A 17,818-nucleotide genomic window follows, 5' to 3' on the forward strand; every position below is an offset into this window, starting at 1 on the left:
GAAAATACCTCCCCGTTCCACCAACGCTTTTTTGGCTATTTTTTCTTTCAGCTTTTTTCTCCTCGAAAAAACAGAAGCTTAAGAAAATATCGGCGTTCGAAATTAGAGCTTCATCCAATTATATTGAATAGCTCCCTATCATTTTTTCGATGCCATTTATTCCAAAAAGGTCTTTTGTCGAGAAAACGGGGGCGTGCTTTATTGCTAACAGATGTAACGAGTTGTTTCGAATTTATTGCCGCTTTTCGGTACCGACAAGGGCTTTCTGTCGGCGAACAGGTGAGTTCCGTTCGTTGTGACGCAGTGGGTTAAGCCTGGGACATTGATGATTTTGCTTGTGGCTGTTTGGCGCAATGCAAACAAGGGATTTGTACAATTATCGAGGCTTGAACCCATGAATCATGTGATCAACTCCATACTGGAAAACACGTCAACTCGCCCCTCAATCGGCCATACCAACCCCGCGTTACTGCATGACGTTCTATGGCGAGCATTGGAGCACGCACTCAAGGCAAACATGGATGATGCTTCGCAAACCCCGCACACTCGCGCCTGCCTGAGGATCTACGCCGAAATAGATACGTTGTCGTATCTGGACAAGGCTGATTCGAAACTGGCGGCGGCTCTGGGCAAGGCGTTCTTCGAATCCCGCTCTAGCAAAGACGTCGAGGCTTTCTGGAAACTGTTGCTGATCAAGCAACTGCTGTTCGAATTGTCGGTTAGGAGTGTGGCCACCCAGATCGCTTCGCAAGCCAGCCTGCCCCGTCAGTTGCTCACGCTCGACTCGCAGTTGATTGCAGCCCCATCGGGGGTAAATATCAGCCTGGGGCTGCTGTGCAAAGAGACCGACCAGCTCAAGCATTCCGTCGTGCTGGTCTTGCAGAAACTGGCGCAGCACGTCGAAGACCGTGGCATGAAAAAGCCCCAGGCCACTGCGCAGCTCCTGCTGGAGTTGTACAACGCCGTGTGGTCGGGCAGTAATGGCACCGATATCGAGTCGCAGATTTTTTACGCCGACAGTGTGTATGACGCGTTACCCGACGTGCATCACGCCCTGGGCCTGGCGCCGCAGGAAAAATGGCTGACCTTGTTTACCTGGTTATACGGCGACAAAGATGGCCGCCCCTATGACACCAACCAGCACACCGAGACCCTGGTCGTGGCGCTGGAAACCGCGCTGCGCAATCGCTACATCGCTGATATAGACAGCCTGATCAAGGACGGCGGCGCACGGCATCGCCTGGAAGAGATTCGCGCACGCCTGGGCAAGGATCATCCCGAGCATTTCGAGCAGCCCGCCGAGCTGATCGAAGCACTTGGCAGCATCCGTTTTACCCAGCCGGCCGCCATTGACCGCTTGCTGCTGCGGGTGCATGCGTTTGGCTTTCACTACCTGGATATCGAGTTTCGTGAAAACGCTGAGATGTTCAGCAGCGTGGTCGATGAGATTCTTTCCAGCCAGTGGCTGGAAACCATCGGCCTGGGCCAGGGCCGGCACTATCATGAGCTGGATGAGCGTGCGCGCCAGGCCGCGCTTGAGGTCGCGCTGGAAGGCCACGAGTCCCAGGCTCCCGCTGCCCTGTGGCAAGGCTATCTGCAACGCACCGCGTCGATTTACACCAAGAAAGCCCAGCAATACGCCGGCCAGGATTACATCGCGCTGATGGAGCAGGACCCGAGCTACATCCGCATGCACGATGCGCGCAATGCGCTCGAGCGGTTTGAAATGATCGATCGGTATCGCGACCGCATGAAAATCCACGGGATCGCCGAATACACCTCGGCCCTCAGCGCGCTGGAGGTGTTGTTCCTGATGAAGGCGGCCCAGGTGCGGGACGGTATCGACATCGCCCTGCAACCCGAAGACCTGGCAGGTGCCGAGCGCACGCTGGCCACGGTGCATGAGGTGTACGAAAACCCGTTGTACCGCCAGCACCTGGCAACGCGAGGCAACCGCCAATACATCACGTTTGGCCCAAGCGACACCGGCAAACAAGGCGGCAAGGCCATGCACAAACTGAACATGGCCATTGCCAACCAGCACAAGCGGATCGCGGCCCGCTACGGTGTCGAGGTGGTTGTCCACGTAATCATGGGCGGGGAACACGCACGGTGTAACGGAGTGATCGCCGAGACCTTGCAGGAGTTCGGTGCGCTGGAGGGTCCGGAAACCCGCTTCATGCTGGCCGGGTGCGCGGAGATGCGCGCTCATCTGCTGACCCGCAAGCAGTCCGTCAACTTCCTCAGCCAGTTGTACCGCATGCACGCCGAGCCCCAGTCGCAACCGTCCGAGGAGGTCGTTACGGGCAGGATTCAACGCTGGGTTGAGGTGGTGCGCCGCTACCAGGCGACATTCTTCGAGCATCCAGCCCTGCCTTCCCTGCTGCGGGACTTGGCGCGATTCGATGTGGTCAGGGCCACCGCCAAGGGCACCAGGCCGCCTTCTCGCATCTTTAACATCAAGGTTTTCGAGTCCCGGCCAGATGCCATTCGTGCAATTCCCTGGACCCGTGCGCTGTTGGCCGGTGGGTTACACAGCGAACTGATCGGCGTCGGGCAGTTTTCGCGAGAGCCGGCGGCGCAATTGTCGACGGCGTTTAACGAGGATGAGAGTTTTCATACCTACGTCAAAGGTATGGCCTATGCCATCGCGCGAACCGACCTGAAATGCGCCTGGCTGACCTTGACCGGCAGCATCCCGGAGAAGACCAACATCCTGGCGCTGGCTGAAGCCTTGAAGACCGAAGCAGTCGGAACGGCCGAACAGCTGCTGGCCAGCCTGCACCTGGAAGTGATTGAAGGTAAGCGCTTCGTGTACAGAGCCATTACCGGCACCGAGTGGGTGGATCCATGGAAAATCAAGGAAAGCAGCTTGCTCAACCCGTGGCCTAGCCTCAAGGCAGAGGTCTACCGCAAGGAAAAGAACCTGAGAATCTATCGGTTGTTTCTTATCTACGCCAAAAGCAATCCCGAGTTCATCCAGTCTTCGTCGCTGAATGATTTCTACAGCGGGTTCCTCGCGGCCGCCAGTACCGATGCAGGTCTGGTCGATCCCACCAGCGCCCAACATTTCACTTGGTGATCAGTCCCGATACCCAGGGCAACCTGGGTATCGGCAGGCGCTACCCTCCAAGAGGATCAACTGTATGGCGTTTACTACCCTGATACTCGACGCCCCCGGGCCACCGTTGCTGTTTGAAGAAGTCGATCGCTTCCTTAACCTGGGCCTGGCCGTTACCCTCAATCTGCACTATTTCGCGGAAAAGGACCGCATCCGGCAGCATTACACCACGCGCATTCAGTATGCCGAGATTAACTGCCACGACGAGCCTGACTTTATTGCTGCCGTGAATCAGGCCGGGGGTTATAGCGTATTCAAGACACGCCTGAATATCCCCTTCGGCGCTAGCCTGATTCGCGCAGCCACCTCACCCGCGCTGTCTACACCACTGCGCGCCATTGCCCAGGCAGGCACCGGGGTTAACCATATTGATCGACTAGAGTGCGAGCAGTGTGGCGTGGCGATACTCAACACGCCGGGTTCCAACGCGACCGCTGTTGCCGAATACGTCGTGGCCCAGGCGCTGTTTCTGTCTCGCGATTTGGATTACTACAACGCCGAAACCCACAACGGCCATTGGGCAAAAGGCGCCTTGGCACCTACCTCCGAATACGCCGAACTCACGCTTGGGCTGGTGGGCACCGGCAGCATTGCCCGGCAGGTAGCACGCAAGGCTACGGTGTTGGGCATCAAGGTGATCGCCACCGGGTCGGAGCGTTTCACCGAACCGGTGGCGCGCAGCCTTGAGCTTGAACGACGAGCAAACCTGGCGCAGTTACTGGCCGAGGCGCACATCGTTTCGATCCATGTCCCGCTAACCACGCTGACCCGAGGTTTGTTCGGCACTGCCGAGTTCCGGCAGATGCGCCAAGGTTCAATCCTGATCAATACCGCACGCGGCGGGATCGTTGACGAACAGCAACTGGCAGCCTTCATGCGCCAGTTTCCCAAGCATATCAAGGCGGTCGCCATCGATACCTTTGCCCTGGAAAAGGACCGGTTCGACTCTCCACTGACCGGCATTCCCCGCGCGCAATTGACGCCGCATATTGCCGGCAATACCACCACGGCAATCAGGTCGGCATCGCGCCAGATCGTCGACAAGATCCATGCATTCAGTAACGCCGCCATCGTGCGTTAACCGACCGGACACAAGGAAGGCCATATCATGCAAACCTCTATTTTTACCCGTATCAACGCCCTGAGTTGCACCGACCTCAGCGACGCGATGGACCGCCTGAAAATCGTTTGCCAGTGCACCGACATCATGCCCCTGGATCGCACGTTCAATCTCACAGGCAAAGCCTGGACCCTGCGCTACGGTCCTATTGGCCTGGACGGCGGCTCGGTGGGGGATTACATCGACGACCTTGAGGCGGGCCAAGTGGTGGTGATCGACAACCAAGCGCGGCTCGACACCACAGTGTGGGGCGACTTGCTGACCTCTACCGCCGCCCGTAATCAGTTGGCCGGGACGGTGATTGACGGTATCTGCCGCGATGTCGACCGTGCGCTGGAGCTCAACTACCCGATCTTTTCCCGAGGTAACTGGATGCGCACCGGCAAGGATCGTGTGCGTGTCGAAGCGATCCAGGCGCCCGTGACGCTGGGCGGCGTGCGGGTACAACCGGATGATTGGTTGCGCGGCGATGGCGATGGCCTGGTGGTGATTCCGGCCGGGTCGCTGAGCGAAGTGCTGGCGGTAGCCGAAGAAGTCCACCAGGCCGAAGAGCATATCCGTGCGGCTATCGAGACGGGAGTGCCTTTGCGCCAGGCGCGGGCCGACTATGGTTACCACGCACTACAAACCCCACGTAGCTGACGATAGCGTTGACTGATGGCGAGTGTGTCTGATTGCTACCCGAAATCTATCAGCTATACGCCGGCACTTTGCGAGACATCGGTTAATGGCGACAATCTTCTGCAAAGCAAACAGCTTCAAGCACATCACGGCCGCAGAACGTCTGTAACAGGAATTGGAAAAGTCAGTATCGCTCCCCTCAGGCAACGCCGGTTTGCAAAGTTACGGATGGCGATGCGAATGAACTAGAGGAAAGCCGAGTAGTATCCTGTAGCGGACTGGATAGCGGTCGAAACTGCTTGGTTTGAGCTGAAAAAAGACTCCGTTACCAAGGCCTATGCCGAGGACATCTGGCGCTCCCTGCGCTCAAATGAACGCCTCGATCATCCAGGGTGTGACAAAGGTAGGCGAGAGAGATGCAGCTATCAGACATCGCTGCACACCGCTAAAACGCTCAGCGAATCTGCTTGCCCATGTTAAATCGAAGCAACATCAACGCCGCATCGCAGGCATCGCCGGCAAAGTGGCTTTTGCTGAAGGCCTGGGCATTCACCGTGGCCCCGTCGAGCAACATCATGATGTAGGTCGCGAGGGTCTTCGCTGTATCGGGGGTGTGGTGGCGGGCTATCTCGTGTTCTACCAGCGCATGCAGTTTGTGCTTGTAGTCGAGGGCGATCTCGCGGATATCGGAGTGCTCCGGAAATTCCGCCACTGCGCGGCCGAACAGGCAGCCGGCGAAGCTGGTGGAGCAGAACCACTGCCCGCGCCAATCGAAGATCGAAATGATCTTTTCTTCCAGGCTGGGCTTTTCATCCATGCGCGCTTTCAATTGCTCGATCAGATGCGCCGAGCGTTGCGTCAACACGGTTTTGACCAAGTCTTCCTTACCGTTGAAGTTACGGTACATCGTCATTCTGGCGACGCCCGACGCTTCGATGATCCAGTCAACACCTACGGGGTGGAAACCGTGCTGGGAAAACAGGCTGGTAGCAGTGTCGACGACATGCTGCTTCTTCGATACGGACAACTCGGAACTCCAGGTTCAAGTAGTTGGGATGGGCGAAAACCGTAACATTACGATATAGATCAGTCTATCTCAGTCTCCATTCGGTGTTTCGCCCATATGTCGCAAAAACTCAGGTAAAGCTCACGGTATCCCCGCCGTCTACGGCCGTATCCCGCCTTTTTGCTGGCCTTCACGCACCAGGATTTCGCGGAACCCTTCGTAGGTCATGACCGGGATGTTGGTGCGAGTGATGCGGCCGTTGCAGTGGCTGACGTGAAAGCCGTTTTCCTTCCAGAACAGCGATTTCTGGCACACCGAAATGATGTCCTCAAGCACGTGTTCCTGTGTCCTGAGGGGTTTGTCGAGCCTTTCCAAATAGTTCGCTTGCGCTTGGGCGCATTCAGCTTTGAAGGTCGGCACCCTGCGTTCCCAATGGCCGATCCAAGAGTCCATCTTGCCCATGCGTTCGTCCTCGATCACGTGAAAGAAAAGAGAGACTGGTATGTCTCTGTTGTGAGTGTTTAGTCCTCCGAAATTTATGTGTCAATATATTTCTATTTATTGGATCCAATCATTTGGTTTATATGACGAGATTAATAAAGTGCCGTTTTTATTGATCAAGCATCTGTTATTCAAAGGTTTTTAGGACGGTTTCTGGATCGTTTTTTCCGCGCTGAGGCGAAAATTAAATTTTATTTATTGAAGTTTTGCGTTGACGGAGAACCGATTTTTTGAAAATTATGTAGAACGATCAGTATCACAAGGAGGGCGATTCCATGGTTTCCAAGATCACATTGGGTACTCAAGGGCTGCGTGTCGGCCGCATCGGCCTTGGCTGCATGGGCATGAGCCAGTGGTATGGCGCGACGGATAACAACGAATCGGTGCGTACCCTGCACCGTGCGCTGGAGCTGGGCGTGGACTTCTTCGATTCGGCCGAGGCGTATGGGCCGTTTACCAACGAGCGGCTGTTGCAGCGCGCGTTTGCCGGTCGGCGTGAAGAGGTGGTGATCGCCACCAAGTTTGGTTTTCGCATCGTCGACGGCCAGATCGTTGGCGTCGACAGCTCGCAGAGCAATCTGCAAAAGGTCGTCGAGGCCTCCCTCAAACGGCTGGGCACGGACCACATCGATGTGCTGTATCAGCACCGGCTCGACCCCACCATTCCCATCGAAGAGGTAGTAGGCGCGATGGGACGCCTGGTTGAGCAGGGCAAGGTCAAGTACCTGGGCCTCTGTGAGGTGGGGACAAGCACGATCGAGCGCGTCCATAAAACCCACCCGATATCTGTAGTCCAGGGCGAGTACTCGTTGTGGGAGCGCAATGTCGAGCAAGAGATCTTGCCGCTGCTGCACAACCTGGGGATCGGCTATGTCGCGTTCTGCCCCTTGGGCCGAGGGTTTTTGACCGGCAAGGCCGTCAGCGCCACGCACTACGACGCCAATGACTTCCGTCAGCAGGACCCGCGCTTTCGCGAAGAGAACTTCGCGGCCAATACCTTTCTGACCGAGTCGATTCTGGCGCTGGCCGCCTCCTGGTCGATGACGCCTGCGCAACTGGCGCTGGCCTGGCTGCTGACGCGCAGCCCGCACCTGGCGGTGATCCCCGGCACCAAACGAGTGGCCTACCTGGAAGAAAACGTCGCCGCCGACGACTGCGTACTCAGCGATGAGCAGCTTCAGGCGATCGAGGCCTTGCTGGGGCAGTGGGCGGTTGCCGGTGAGCGCTACGAGCAGCGAATGATGCAGTTCATCGACCGATAGGCACTGCCAGGGAGGCCAGCCATGCAACCGCACCGCTTGCTCGACGAAACGGAACAGCGCTTTCACCAGAATTTTTTGCAACATAACGGCAACACTCAGGTGACCTCGTTGCTGACGGTGCCTGGGTGTGTGGGCCCTGTGCAGGCCCGCAAAGCGTTCGCGCAATTGGTGGCGGAGTACCCGTTCCTGCACCAGAAGATTGTGCCTGTCGGTGATGACCGGTACGGGTTCGTGCCGGTCGACAATCACGTGCAGTCGTCGACCAGCACGACGCCACCGTCGCAGCGTACCGACGTATTGCTCAAGCTTGAATTGAACCGCTTGCTGGGGGATCAAGAGGGCTGGCGCGCGTTAGTGGTTGCCGATGCCGAGATCAACCAGACCCACATTCTGCTGACGCGTAACCATGCGATCTCCGACGGCTACAGCACCGCCAGGCTGGTCAACAGCCTGGCCGGTTACCTCGGTGCGATGCCCGCGAGCCTCGATAGCCGGGTGTCGCAGGCGTTCCATATCCGCCTGAAGCATTGGCGCGGGTCACCCCTTGAGACGGGTAAAGCCAGCTACGCCGATTTTGTCCGGCTGCAGGTCAGCCACCAGGCCACAGAACGCCTGGATCAACTGCGCGCGGGGTCTGGCTTCACCACCAATGCCATTTGGGGTGGGGTGCTGGCGCACAGTTATCTGAGCTTCGCGGATGTGCCGGCGTTCGACTTGTTCACCGCGTATTCACTGCGTGAGCCCGCCAGCCATGGCCATCCGTTGACCAAGGCCTGCCTGATCGATGTGCGCAGAACCGCCTTTGCACGGCAAAACCCAGGCGTGATCGGCTGTATTGAGCGCTATGCGCAGGCGGTCGCCGAGGGCCGCGCGCAACTGGGCGCCCCCCCCAGCCAGTGCGGCCAACGACAGCCCGCGACCCGCACTGGCTTTTACCAATACCGGGCCGCTGGACCGCTTCTTGACTCACCCCGCGCCGGCTGTGCTCGGGTTTTCAACCCTGGTTAACCGCTCCGGCGGCAACTACGACTTCATCCTGCACCTGGGCAGGTTCAATGGCAACTGGCATGCGGCGTTGGCGTTCAGTTCGCTGAAAGTCGAGCGCGCTACGGCACTGGCGTTCAAGGCGCAGATCGAGGCGACCCTGGAGTCGCTGCCGGCTGCGCTCCACACCTCCTGAGGAATTGATAATGGATACTTCCAGTAATAAGAAGTTGACCCTGTTCGCCACCTGCCTTGGCTTTGTGGTGGTGCTGCTCGATGTGAGCGTGGTCAACGTGGCCCTTGAAAGCTTCAAGGCCGAGTTCGCCACCGACGTGCTGCAACTGCAATGGATCGTCAACGCCTACACGCTGTTGTTTGCCTCGTTTTTGCTGACCGGTGGCGCGTTGGGCGACCGGTTTGGCCACAAGAAAATCTTCCTGTGGGGGTATGCGGTCTTTACCTTGGCCTCGCTCGGTTGCGGCCTGGCGGAAACCTTGCCCGCGCTGATCGGCTTTCGCGCGCTGCAAGGCATCGGCGCGGCACTGTTGGTGCCCACTTCCCTGGCGCTGGTGCGAATTACCTTTGAGGTGCCCGCCGAACGCAGCAAGGCCATTGCCTTGTGGGCGGGCGTTGCCGGCATTGCGCTGGCCGCCGGCCCGGTGGTGGGCGGCTTGCTGATTGGTGTGTTCGGTTGGCGCAGCATCTTTTTCATCAACTTGCCCATTGGCCTGATCGGCATCGTGCTGTGCCTGATCAATGCGCCACGTATCCCGGCCAACCACAAAGGCGGTTTCGATTTGTGGGGGCAGTTGCTGGCGTTGTTTACCTTGGCCAACTTGACCTACGCGGTGATCGAGTTGGGCCGCCAGAACGGTGTCGACCTGCGCGTTGCGGTGCATGCCGTGTGCTTTGTCGGCGGCTTGCTCGGGTTTTTGTGGGTCGAGTCACACACTGCCCGGCCGATGGTGCCGCTCACGGTCTTCAACAACGCGGCGTTCAGCCTGGTCTCGATCTTGGGCGTGATCGTGAACTTCGTGTTCTACGGGCTGATTTTCGTGTTCAGCATCTTTTTACAGCAGGTCAATCACTACTCGGTGATCAATACCGGGCTGGCCTTTATCCCTATGACCGGCGTGCTGTTTTTCGGCAATCAGCTGGCTGCCCGCTGGCTGCCCAAGTTGGGTGAGCGGCGCCTGCTGGCGTTGGGCCTGGCCATCGCGCTGCTCGGCGTGGTGGCACTGACACCCTTCGTGGATGGCGCACCTTACGCCAACATCGCCGTACAAATGTTTGTGATCGGCTTCGGCATTTCACTCACGGTGCCCACCCTCACCGCCACTGCCGTCAACCACGTCAGCAGTGATAAGTCCGGCGTGGCGTCCGCCATCGTCAATGCCTCGCGCCAAGTGGGTGGCCTGATCGGAGTAGCCATCTTCAGCCTGTTGATCAACATGACCGATGCAGCCCAGTTCGGCCACGGGTTCGCCCAAGTTATCGCCTTGTCCTCGCTGCTATTGGCCGCGGGCTGGGCGTTGACGCTCGTGTTGTTGCGCAAGCAACCCCTGGCCGCGCAATCGGCCACCTGAAGCAGTGCTCAATAAACCCTGGAAGCAATGGAGATTGAACATGCAAGCAGTCATGAAGACCGAGGCACGATGCGCTGTTGTCGGTGCATGAATATGTCGGCAGAGGCTGAAAGCTCCGGAACACCAAGCGAATCATGAACGACAAGATTGCCCCCGATGGTGTCGACGCACTGGGCGTCTTGCTCATGGGCCACGCCTTGAATGCCTAGTGGTACGGCTCAATCTTGAGCATCGACGAAGCGCGCCGGATTGCCCCGTTCAACACCGCCACCAGCCTACAAGTGGCCGCCGGTGTGTACGCGGGTATCCTCTGGGCCATCGAAAACCCAGACCGTGGAATTGTCGAACCGGAACAGATGGACCACCAACGCGTGCTGGAAATTGCTCTACCCTTCCTTGGCAGCCTCCAAGGCATCCAGACCTACTGGACGCCGCTGGACACCATCAATGCCCTGTTTCACAAGCCCGAAGGTGAGTTGTGCCCTTGGCAGTTCGAACACTTTACGGCGGTTTAACCAAGGTCGGTCCCCCATGGAAAGTCCGAGCATCGAATACACCGACAAACAGCGCTGGTTTGCCCTCACCAAGATCAACACCCTCTCGGCACTGTCGCAGATCGTGCAGATCGGCACCGTCACGCCGCTGCTTTCGCTGTCGCTGGAACAGCAAGACGTGGAACCGGCCAAGATCGGCGTGATTGTCAGCGCCTCGTGGCTGGCGATCCTGCTGCTGTACAAATGGGTGCCGCGTTTGCTCGCCCATCTGGGGCTGGTCAAGACCAACATCCTCAGTGCGGTGCTGACCATTGGCGCGCTGATCGGCATGACCTTGACCCACCACCTGGTGCTGATTTTTGCGCTGAATTTTGTCCTCGGTATCGGCCTGATCCTGCGCTGGATCGCCTGCGATACCTGGATCGTCGCAGTCGCCTCCAAAGACGAACGCGGCCGCGCGATCGGCGTGCACGAAACCCTCATGGGCTTGGGCATCGCCGTCGGCCCGTTGCTGTTGGTGGTCTTCGGCGTCGGCAGTACCGCACCTTACTACGCCTGCGCCGTCATCGTCCTACTCTCCGGCATACTGGCCTTGACCCTTAAACCCTACGACACCCAACCACAAACCCCCGCAGAAAAACGCCACGGCAAATTATTCAGCGTCATCCCCACCGCGCTCTGCGGTGCATTTATCGCCGGCTTTGCAGAAACCTCATCCGTCTCATTCCTGGCAGGCTACAGCCTCTCGGCCGGCTACCTGCTCACCGCCGCGACCCTGCTGATCTCCGTCTTCGGCATCGGCGGCACCCTGTTGCAACTGCCCATCGGCTGGATGGCCGACCGCAGCTCCTACAAAATCGGCCAATTGGTTTGCGGATTGATCCTGCTGCTGGGCACCCTCACCATCCCATTCAGCCAGCCGCTTCCCTGGTTGGCGACGCTCATCGTGTTTCTGTGGGGCGGTGCGATCGGCGGCATGAACACCCTGGCCGTGATCGAGGCGGGGGATCGGGTGGGGGAGCATCAGATTTCTACGGCCATAACGGCCATTGCAATGTTTTATACGCTGGGCAGTGTGTTGGGGCCGATTGCGACGGGGGCGACGGTGTCTTATGTCAGTGCGCATGGGTTGATGATATCGGTGGGGGTGGCGGGGGTGGTTTTTGTTGGGATGTTGGTGGGGCGTAGGGAGGTGTAGGGATAACTTTTTCATGATGGGGCTCCCACAATGTTTAAGAAGCCGGGCAGCTGCACGCGGGTTGACAGCCCTGTAGTGTAGGAACCCGGCGCCCACTGAAGATGCCCTACGTACAGCCGCCATGAACGAGGATGGGATGCGTGGAGCATGCCGTTTAAACCAAGGGGTGTGTAAGGTTACACTCTCGGTCTATCAAAGCCGATCGCTCATGAGCTGCGACGGAGGAACGTTCCCGTCTCCGCTCGGCAGCGTCAAGGCGGCCAAGGGAAATACAGCCGCTGATATAAGCGCAAGCAGATCACAATTAAGTCCAGGAAGCCGGGATCAGACCATCACCCTTGACGCTCCATTTCTCTACGGAGTGGGTGAGAGGAATATCCTTCCAGATCTCCTCGCCAGCGTGTTCCAGAACAATGACCTGCAGATGGGACTTTGAACGAACGAGCCCCCTGGGGCAAGACGTTGAAAATGCGCTGTGTCGCGATCACATCTGTAGGACGTTTTCTCTTGAGCTCCTGAACATCCTCATCAAGGCTGCGGCGAGAGCGCGAGAGACGTTACCCGTGCTTGCTATACACCGAATTACACAGCCCCCCGCCAGCGGTGTACTTGAGAGTCAGCGAAGTTGTGTCAGGGATTTTCACATCGATGGAAAAACCGCTGCGATTGAGCCGCTCATTCAGGCCCGCGATAAGTTTGTTGGCTTAACGTAATGCTCTCGAACAGCGTGATAACGCAGCTAGATCAGTAAGCGAAGAAGCATGAGCTGAGACGGCCCAAGTACTTGAGCGCGATGGCCCAAACAACGCGAAAACCGAGTGGGGGGACAAATGGGGGAACAAAAACCGTAGAATGCAAAAAGGCCCCATTTGTGGGGCCTTTTTGCATCTATATGGCGGAGAGATAGGGATTCGAACCCTAGGTACCGGTGAAGGTACAACGGATTTCGAATCCGTCCCATTCGGCCACTCTGGCATCTCTCCAACGGCGCGCATCATAACAGCCTGTTTCATGGAAGCAAAGCTCTTACGAGATTTTTTTCCGTGCTATCAGATGCTTGCGTCGATTACAGCGGTACGCCAAGACGGTTGGCGACTTCTTCGTAGGCTTCGATCACGTCACCGAGGCCCTGGCGGAAGCGGTCTTTGTCCATCTTCTTCTTAGTGGCCTTGTCCCACAGGCGGCAGCCGTCCGGGCTGAATTCGTCGCCCAGGACGATGGAACCGTCGTGGAACACACCGAATTCCAGTTTGAAGTCCACCAGCAGCAGGCCAGCGTCGTCGAACAGCTTGCTCAGCACGTCGTTGACCTTGAGGGACAACTCCTTCATGCGCGCCAGTTGCTCAGCGGTGCCCCAGCCAAAGGCCACGACGTGGGATTCGTTGATGAAGGGATCGCCTTTGGCATCGTCCTTCAGGAACAACTCGAAGGTGTACGGATTGAGCTTCATGCCCTCTTCCACACCCAGGCGCTTGACCAGGCTGCCGGCGGCGTAGTTACGCACCACGCACTCGACCGGGATCATGTCCAGTTTCTTGACCAGACACTCGTTATCGCTCAGCAGCTTGTCGAACTGGGTCGGAATACCGGCCGCTTCGAGCTTCTGCATGATGAAGGCGTTGAACTTGTTGTTCACCATGCCCTTGCGATCGAGCTGTTCGATGCGCTTGCCGTCGAACGCCGAGGTGTCGTTGCGAAACAGCAGGATCAGGCGGTTGGCGTCGTCGGTCTTGTACACCGACTTGGCTTTGCCGCGGTAGAGTTCTTCACGTTTTTCCATGATGGGCTCCGCTTTGAGTGAGGTGGGCTAGGCGATATGTCGCCAGTCGAGCCCTGAATCTTGATCGGCCAGTTGCAGCCAGTCCGGGTCGCACCCAAGGGTGTCGACAAAACATTGCCGGGCAAGCATCGGCAGGTTGTTCTTGCTGCTCAAGTGGGCCAGGACCAGGTGTTGCAGGTCTTGCCAGCCCAACTCATACACCAGGTACGCCGCCTGATGGTTGTTCAAATGCCCCAGTTCGCCGCCCACCCGCTGCTTGAGAAAGTAGGGGTAGTGACCACGAGCCAGCAGGTCACGGCAGTGGTTGGACTCGATCATCAAGGCATCGAGATTACGGTAACCGTCAAGCACCTTGGCGCAGTAAGAACCCAGGTCGGTGAGCACACCGAAACGTCGCTCGCCATCACTGAATACATACTGCGTGGGTTCCTGAGCGTCATGCGCTACGGCGACCACATCAATGCTCAAGGCACCGATCCGAAAGGTCTCGCCACCGGCCAGGAAACCCGCAGGCTCAATGGGTTTGCGCATCCCGCGCAAGGTACCGCGACTCAGATACACCGGAAGATTGTAGCGCCGAGACAGCAAACCCACGCCATGCACATGGTCGGCATGTTCGTGGGTCACCAGAATCGCGCTTAACTGCGCAGGGTGAACCCCCAGGCGCAGCAGGCGGCGCTCGGTTTCTCTTAACGAGAAACCACAATCAACCAGCACATAGGTGTCGTCATGGGCGACGAGCGTGCCGTTCCCTTGGCTACCGCTGCCGAGAACGGCAAAACGCATCGGATCAGCCCAGGTTGTCCTGAATCACACCCAACACTTTGCGCGCTGTTTCAGCCGGCGCTACGGTGTTGATGTTCTTCTCGACCGTGACTTGAACGGCGTCGCCAACCTTGCTCAAACGCACCTGATAACGCTCGGCGCGGGTCTCGACTTCTTCCTTGGTCGGCTTGCTGCCGAACAGCTTGCCGAAGAAGCCCGGTTCGTCGTCTTTACGTTCGGCCTTTTCCGCCACGTTGATGTAGTACAGACCCAAGCTCCGGTTGATGTCCTCAACACGCCACGGGCCTTGCTCCAACGCGCGGCCTACGCTGGCCCAGGCACGATCCAGGTCTTCACCCAGGTTCAGCACCACGTTACCGCTGCCGTCCTCGGTGAGGCTGACGCGGCTCGGGGTGTCGTAATCTCGTGCAGCGAGCAGGGAAACCGAACCGCCCTTCTCGGAAATACGGCTCATGCTGGCCAGCATTTCATCGACCAATGCCGAGTCGACGCCGGTGTTGACCGAGCGGTTGGTGAAGTCGACGTTGGCTGTGCTGCCGGCAGGACGCTCGGCGCTCACCACATAGACTTCACTGGTATTGCGCTGCACGCCTGGCTCAATGCGCACACGGACGCGCGTTTCGCTGCCGGAGGCAACACCGCCGGCCTGCAGGCGCTTGGCCATACTGGCGGACAACTCGCTGCCCTGCTGCCAGGCAGTGGTGAATTCACCGGTCTGCGGGCGCTGTTCGTCAATGCGGAAACCATTGTCCTGGAAGAACTGCACCGCCACCGGCCAGACTTCGGCAGGTGGGCGCTGCGCCACGATCCAACGCGAGTCGCCGCTTTTTTGCAGGCTGTAGTCGCTGGCATCAGCCACGGCCGCGATCGGCTGTGGACGTGGCACCACGTACTCGCCTTTGGTGGTGTCATCGGCAACATTGCGTGGAATCGGCAACAACGGGTCAAGGCGCTTAGCGACATTGACGTCCGGCGGCAATTGCATCGGTTTGGTTGCTTGGGCTTCCAGGTAATCGCTGCCGCGGTCACGGAAGTAGCCTTCCGGGCCCCAGATCCAACCGCAGCCACTGGTGCTGGAGATAATCAAGGCAAGTGCGGAAAGTCCGGCCAATCGCTTCATGCGTAGTGCTTCCTCAATTAAACCAGGACGCCGGACTGGCGCAGGGCCTGTCGCAGCGGTTCGTGACAGGCTTCGCTGAGGCGGGTGAGCGGCAGACGGATACCGTCCGGCATCATGCCCATCTCGTACAGAGCCCATTTCACGGGAATAGGGTTGGATTCGATAAACAGTTCTTTGTTGAGCGGCATCAGCTTCTGGTGGATTGCGCGGGCTTTGTCGGCATCGCCGGCGAGTGCGGCGGCGCACATGTCGCTCATGGCGCGGGGGGCCACGTTGGCGGTCACAGAGATATTGCCTTTGCCACCCAGCAGGATCAGCTCGACAGCGGTGGCGTCGTCACCGGAATACAGCAGGAAGTCACTGCTCACGCCGGCAAGGATGTCCTTGGCGCGCTGCAGGTCACCAGTGGCTTCCTTGATGCCGATGATGTTCGGCACGGTGGACAGGCGGATCACGGTCTCGGCCTTCATGTCGCAGGCGGTACGGCCCGGCACGTTATAGAGGATCTGCGGAATGTCGACGGCTTCGGCAATGGTGCGGAAGTGCTGGTAAAGGCCTTCCTGGGTTGGTTTGTTGTAGTACGGGGTCACCAGCAAGCAGGCATCGGCACCGGCTTTCTTGGCGTTTTTGGTCAGTTCGATCGCCTCACGCGTCGAATTCGCACCCGTACCGGCGATGACCGCGATACGACCGGCAACGCGCTTGACCACGAACTCGATGACCTGGATGTGTTCTTCCACATCGAGCGTGGCCGATTCACCCGTGGTGCCGACCGCAACGATCGCGTTGGTGCCTTCACGCAGGTGGAAGTCCACCAGTTTGCCCAGGCTGTCCCAGTCGAGATGACCTTGTGCATCCATGGGTGTGACCAGTGCCACCATACTGCCCGCAATCATGCAACCGCTCCTGCCGGAAAAAGAGAGCCGTAATGGTACTGGCGCCAAGATGCTTGCACAAGCGAAGTACCGCGTGAGGATGCGTTCTGACGCAACTAAACATCGATCAACGCCATCATCGGGCCAGAGCACGGTTTGAGGAGCAGTGAAAACCGCTGAACGACGCAATGAAAACGCCACCTCCTAGCCCTTGGCGACGCTTTTCGCTACCCTTGATCCTTTGATCGATACGGCCATCTCGGTATCGACCGCTCATCGCTTTAGGAAGGCTGCATGTCCACCCCCACAGTTCGCGAACAATTCCTTGTTATCAGTGCCCTCGGCGCCAACCCCATGGAGCTGACCAACGTCCTGTGCCGCGCCAGCCATGAAAACCGCTGCGCCGTCGTAACCTCTCGGCTGACTCGCCATGGCGAGTGCAGCGCCCTGGTGCTGCAGATCTCCGGGAGCTGGGACGCCCTGGCGCGCCTTGAGACCGGTCTGCCGGGCCTGGCCAAGAAGCATGATTTCACCGTTAATGTGGTACGCAGTGCCGCTCTGGAGAATCGCCCACAGGCCCTGCCATACGTTGCCTACGTCAGTTCGGCCTACCGCTCGGACATCGTCAATGAGCTGTGCCAGTTCTTCATCGACCATAACGTCGAGCTGGAAAACCTGACGTGCGACACCTACCAGGCGCCCCAGACCGGCGGCACCATGCTCAATGCCACCTTTACCGTCACTTTGCCGGCCGGAGTGCAGATCAGCTGGCTGCGCGATCAGTTCCTGGATTTCGCCGATGCGTTGAACCTCGACGCCCTGATCGAACCGTGGCGCCCACAGAACCCAATGTAAGGAAGTACCCATGGCGGTAGTCATCGACCAACCCGTAGCCGACTTCGAAGCCCAGGCCACCAGTGGCCAGACCTTCAGCTTGGCCGCCCTCAAGGGCAAGCAAGTGGTGATCTACTTCTATCCGAAGGACAGCACACCAGGCTGCACCACCGAGGGCCAGGGTTTTCGTGACCAGCACGCGGCGTTCCAGGCAGCCAATACGGAAGTATTCGGCGTGTCGCGCGACAGCGTGAAGTCCCACGAGAACTTCAAGGCCAAGCAGCAGTTCCCCTTTGAGCTGATCAGCGACAAAGATGAGGCAGTCTGCCAGCTGTTTGATGTGATCAAGCTGAAAAAGCTGTATGGCAAGGAATACCTGGGTGTGGATCGCAGCACCTTCCTGATCGACAAAGATGGCGTGCTGCGCCAGGAATGGCGGGGCGTCAAAGTGCCAGGCCATGTAGATGCCGTCCTGGCCGCCGCCCAAGCCTTGAACAAGGCCTGAACAAACGCTGCGGGGCGGGCTAGCT

General features: G+C 58.4%; 18 protein-coding genes and 1 tRNA gene. 11 read left to right on the forward strand and 8 right to left on the reverse strand.

What is annotated here, in order from left to right; translation table 11 throughout:
- The first annotated feature begins 394 nt into the window (after window positions 1-394).
- The 3 genes from K1567_RS08590 to K1567_RS08600 all read left to right on the forward strand — a co-directional run bounded on the left by K1567_RS08590 (window position 395) and on the right by K1567_RS08600 (window position 4,883).
- A complete protein-coding gene (locus K1567_RS08590) occupies window positions 395-3,082 on the forward strand; it encodes a phosphoenolpyruvate carboxylase (protein ID WP_220698367.1) in 2,688 nt (895 codons plus the stop codon).
- Between the two features lie 64 nt (window positions 3,083-3,146).
- A complete protein-coding gene (locus tag K1567_RS08595) occupies window positions 3,147-4,202 on the forward strand; it encodes a D-isomer specific 2-hydroxyacid dehydrogenase family protein (RefSeq protein ID WP_220698368.1) in 1,056 nt (351 codons plus the stop codon).
- A gap of 27 nt (window positions 4,203-4,229) precedes the next feature.
- Window positions 4,230-4,883: an RraA family protein gene (locus K1567_RS08600; protein ID WP_220698369.1), complete on the forward strand. Its 654-nt coding sequence runs from the start codon at window positions 4,230-4,232 to the stop codon at window positions 4,881-4,883.
- A gap of 433 nt (window positions 4,884-5,316) precedes the next feature.
- Here the strand turns inward: K1567_RS08600 and K1567_RS08605 are convergent, their stop codons facing one another.
- Both K1567_RS08605 and K1567_RS08610 read right to left on the reverse strand, forming a co-directional pair.
- On the reverse strand, window positions 5,317-5,889 hold the full coding sequence (locus tag K1567_RS08605; protein ID WP_078050233.1) for a TetR/AcrR family transcriptional regulator: 573 nt from the start codon (window positions 5,887-5,889) through the stop codon (window positions 5,317-5,319).
- A gap of 138 nt (window positions 5,890-6,027) precedes the next feature.
- A complete protein-coding gene (locus tag K1567_RS08610; RefSeq protein WP_177409492.1) occupies window positions 6,028-6,330 on the reverse strand; it encodes a hypothetical protein in 303 nt (100 codons plus the stop codon).
- A gap of 314 nt (window positions 6,331-6,644) precedes the next feature.
- On the opposite strand from K1567_RS08610, the gene K1567_RS08615 reads away from it, so the two are divergent.
- From K1567_RS08615 to K1567_RS08635, 6 genes are all read left to right on the forward strand, one after another.
- Window positions 6,645-7,631: an aldo/keto reductase gene (locus tag K1567_RS08615; protein WP_220698370.1), complete on the forward strand. Its 987-nt coding sequence runs from the start codon at window positions 6,645-6,647 to the stop codon at window positions 7,629-7,631.
- 21 nt (window positions 7,632-7,652) lie between these two features.
- A complete protein-coding gene (locus tag K1567_RS08620; RefSeq protein WP_259444990.1) occupies window positions 7,653-8,639 on the forward strand; it encodes a hypothetical protein in 987 nt (328 codons plus the stop codon).
- Window positions 8,593-8,811 (forward strand): hypothetical protein, encoded by a 219-nt coding sequence (locus K1567_RS27510; RefSeq protein WP_259444991.1) that lies wholly within the window; start codon window positions 8,593-8,595, stop codon window positions 8,809-8,811. Before K1567_RS08620 ends, K1567_RS27510 begins: the two co-directional genes overlap by 47 nt.
- Before the next feature lie 10 nt (window positions 8,812-8,821).
- The gene (locus K1567_RS08625) at window positions 8,822-10,201 is read left to right on the forward strand and encodes an MFS transporter (RefSeq protein ID WP_220698371.1); all 1,380 of its coding nucleotides are present in this window, start codon (window positions 8,822-8,824) and stop codon (window positions 10,199-10,201) included.
- Window positions 10,202-10,425: 224 nt separating this feature from the next.
- The gene (locus tag K1567_RS08630; RefSeq protein ID WP_259444992.1) at window positions 10,426-10,716 is read left to right on the forward strand and encodes a hypothetical protein; all 291 of its coding nucleotides are present in this window, start codon (window positions 10,426-10,428) and stop codon (window positions 10,714-10,716) included.
- A gap of 16 nt (window positions 10,717-10,732) precedes the next feature.
- Window positions 10,733-11,893, forward strand: a complete 1,161-nt coding sequence (locus K1567_RS08635) for an MFS transporter (protein WP_220698372.1) — start codon at window positions 10,733-10,735, stop codon at window positions 11,891-11,893.
- Window positions 11,894-12,197: 304 nt separating this feature from the next.
- Here K1567_RS08635 and K1567_RS27945 read toward each other — a convergent pair whose 3' ends face one another.
- The 6 genes from K1567_RS27945 to dapA form a co-directional block, all read right to left on the reverse strand.
- Window positions 12,198-12,317: a DUF3732 domain-containing protein gene (locus tag K1567_RS27945; protein ID WP_220699030.1), complete on the reverse strand. Its 120-nt coding sequence runs from the start codon at window positions 12,315-12,317 to the stop codon at window positions 12,198-12,200.
- Between the two features lie 469 nt (window positions 12,318-12,786).
- Window positions 12,787-12,876 (reverse strand) — tRNA-Ser (locus K1567_RS08645).
- Between the two features lie 83 nt (window positions 12,877-12,959).
- Window positions 12,960-13,673 carry a phosphoribosylaminoimidazolesuccinocarboxamide synthase gene (gene purC / locus K1567_RS08650; RefSeq protein ID WP_034096403.1) on the reverse strand — a complete coding sequence of 238 codons (714 nt, stop codon included), beginning with the start codon at window positions 13,671-13,673 and terminating at the stop codon, window positions 12,960-12,962.
- 27 nt (window positions 13,674-13,700) lie between these two features.
- The gene (locus K1567_RS08655) at window positions 13,701-14,459 is read right to left on the reverse strand and encodes an MBL fold metallo-hydrolase (RefSeq protein ID WP_034096402.1); all 759 of its coding nucleotides are present in this window, start codon (window positions 14,457-14,459) and stop codon (window positions 13,701-13,703) included.
- Window positions 14,460-14,463: 4 nt separating this feature from the next.
- Window positions 14,464-15,579: an outer membrane protein assembly factor BamC gene (gene bamC, locus K1567_RS08660; protein ID WP_034096401.1), complete on the reverse strand. Its 1,116-nt coding sequence runs from the start codon at window positions 15,577-15,579 to the stop codon at window positions 14,464-14,466.
- Between the two features lie 17 nt (window positions 15,580-15,596).
- The gene (gene dapA, locus K1567_RS08665) at window positions 15,597-16,475 is read right to left on the reverse strand and encodes a 4-hydroxy-tetrahydrodipicolinate synthase (protein ID WP_220698373.1); all 879 of its coding nucleotides are present in this window, start codon (window positions 16,473-16,475) and stop codon (window positions 15,597-15,599) included.
- A gap of 273 nt (window positions 16,476-16,748) precedes the next feature.
- Here dapA and K1567_RS08670 point away from each other — a divergent pair, with 273 nt between their 5' ends.
- Both K1567_RS08670 and K1567_RS08675 read left to right on the forward strand, forming a co-directional pair.
- A complete protein-coding gene (locus K1567_RS08670; RefSeq protein WP_003189463.1) occupies window positions 16,749-17,309 on the forward strand; it encodes a glycine cleavage system protein R in 561 nt (186 codons plus the stop codon).
- A 10-nt stretch (window positions 17,310-17,319) separates the two neighbouring features.
- Window positions 17,320-17,793, forward strand: coding sequence for a peroxiredoxin (locus K1567_RS08675; RefSeq protein WP_034096399.1), 474 nt, complete (start codon window positions 17,320-17,322; stop codon window positions 17,791-17,793).
- Window positions 17,794-17,818: the final 25 nt, after the last annotated feature.

It is taken from the genome of Pseudomonas sp. S5F11 (assembly GCF_019641515.1).
Classification (GTDB): domain Bacteria; phylum Pseudomonadota; class Gammaproteobacteria; order Pseudomonadales; family Pseudomonadaceae; genus Aquipseudomonas; species Aquipseudomonas rhodesiae.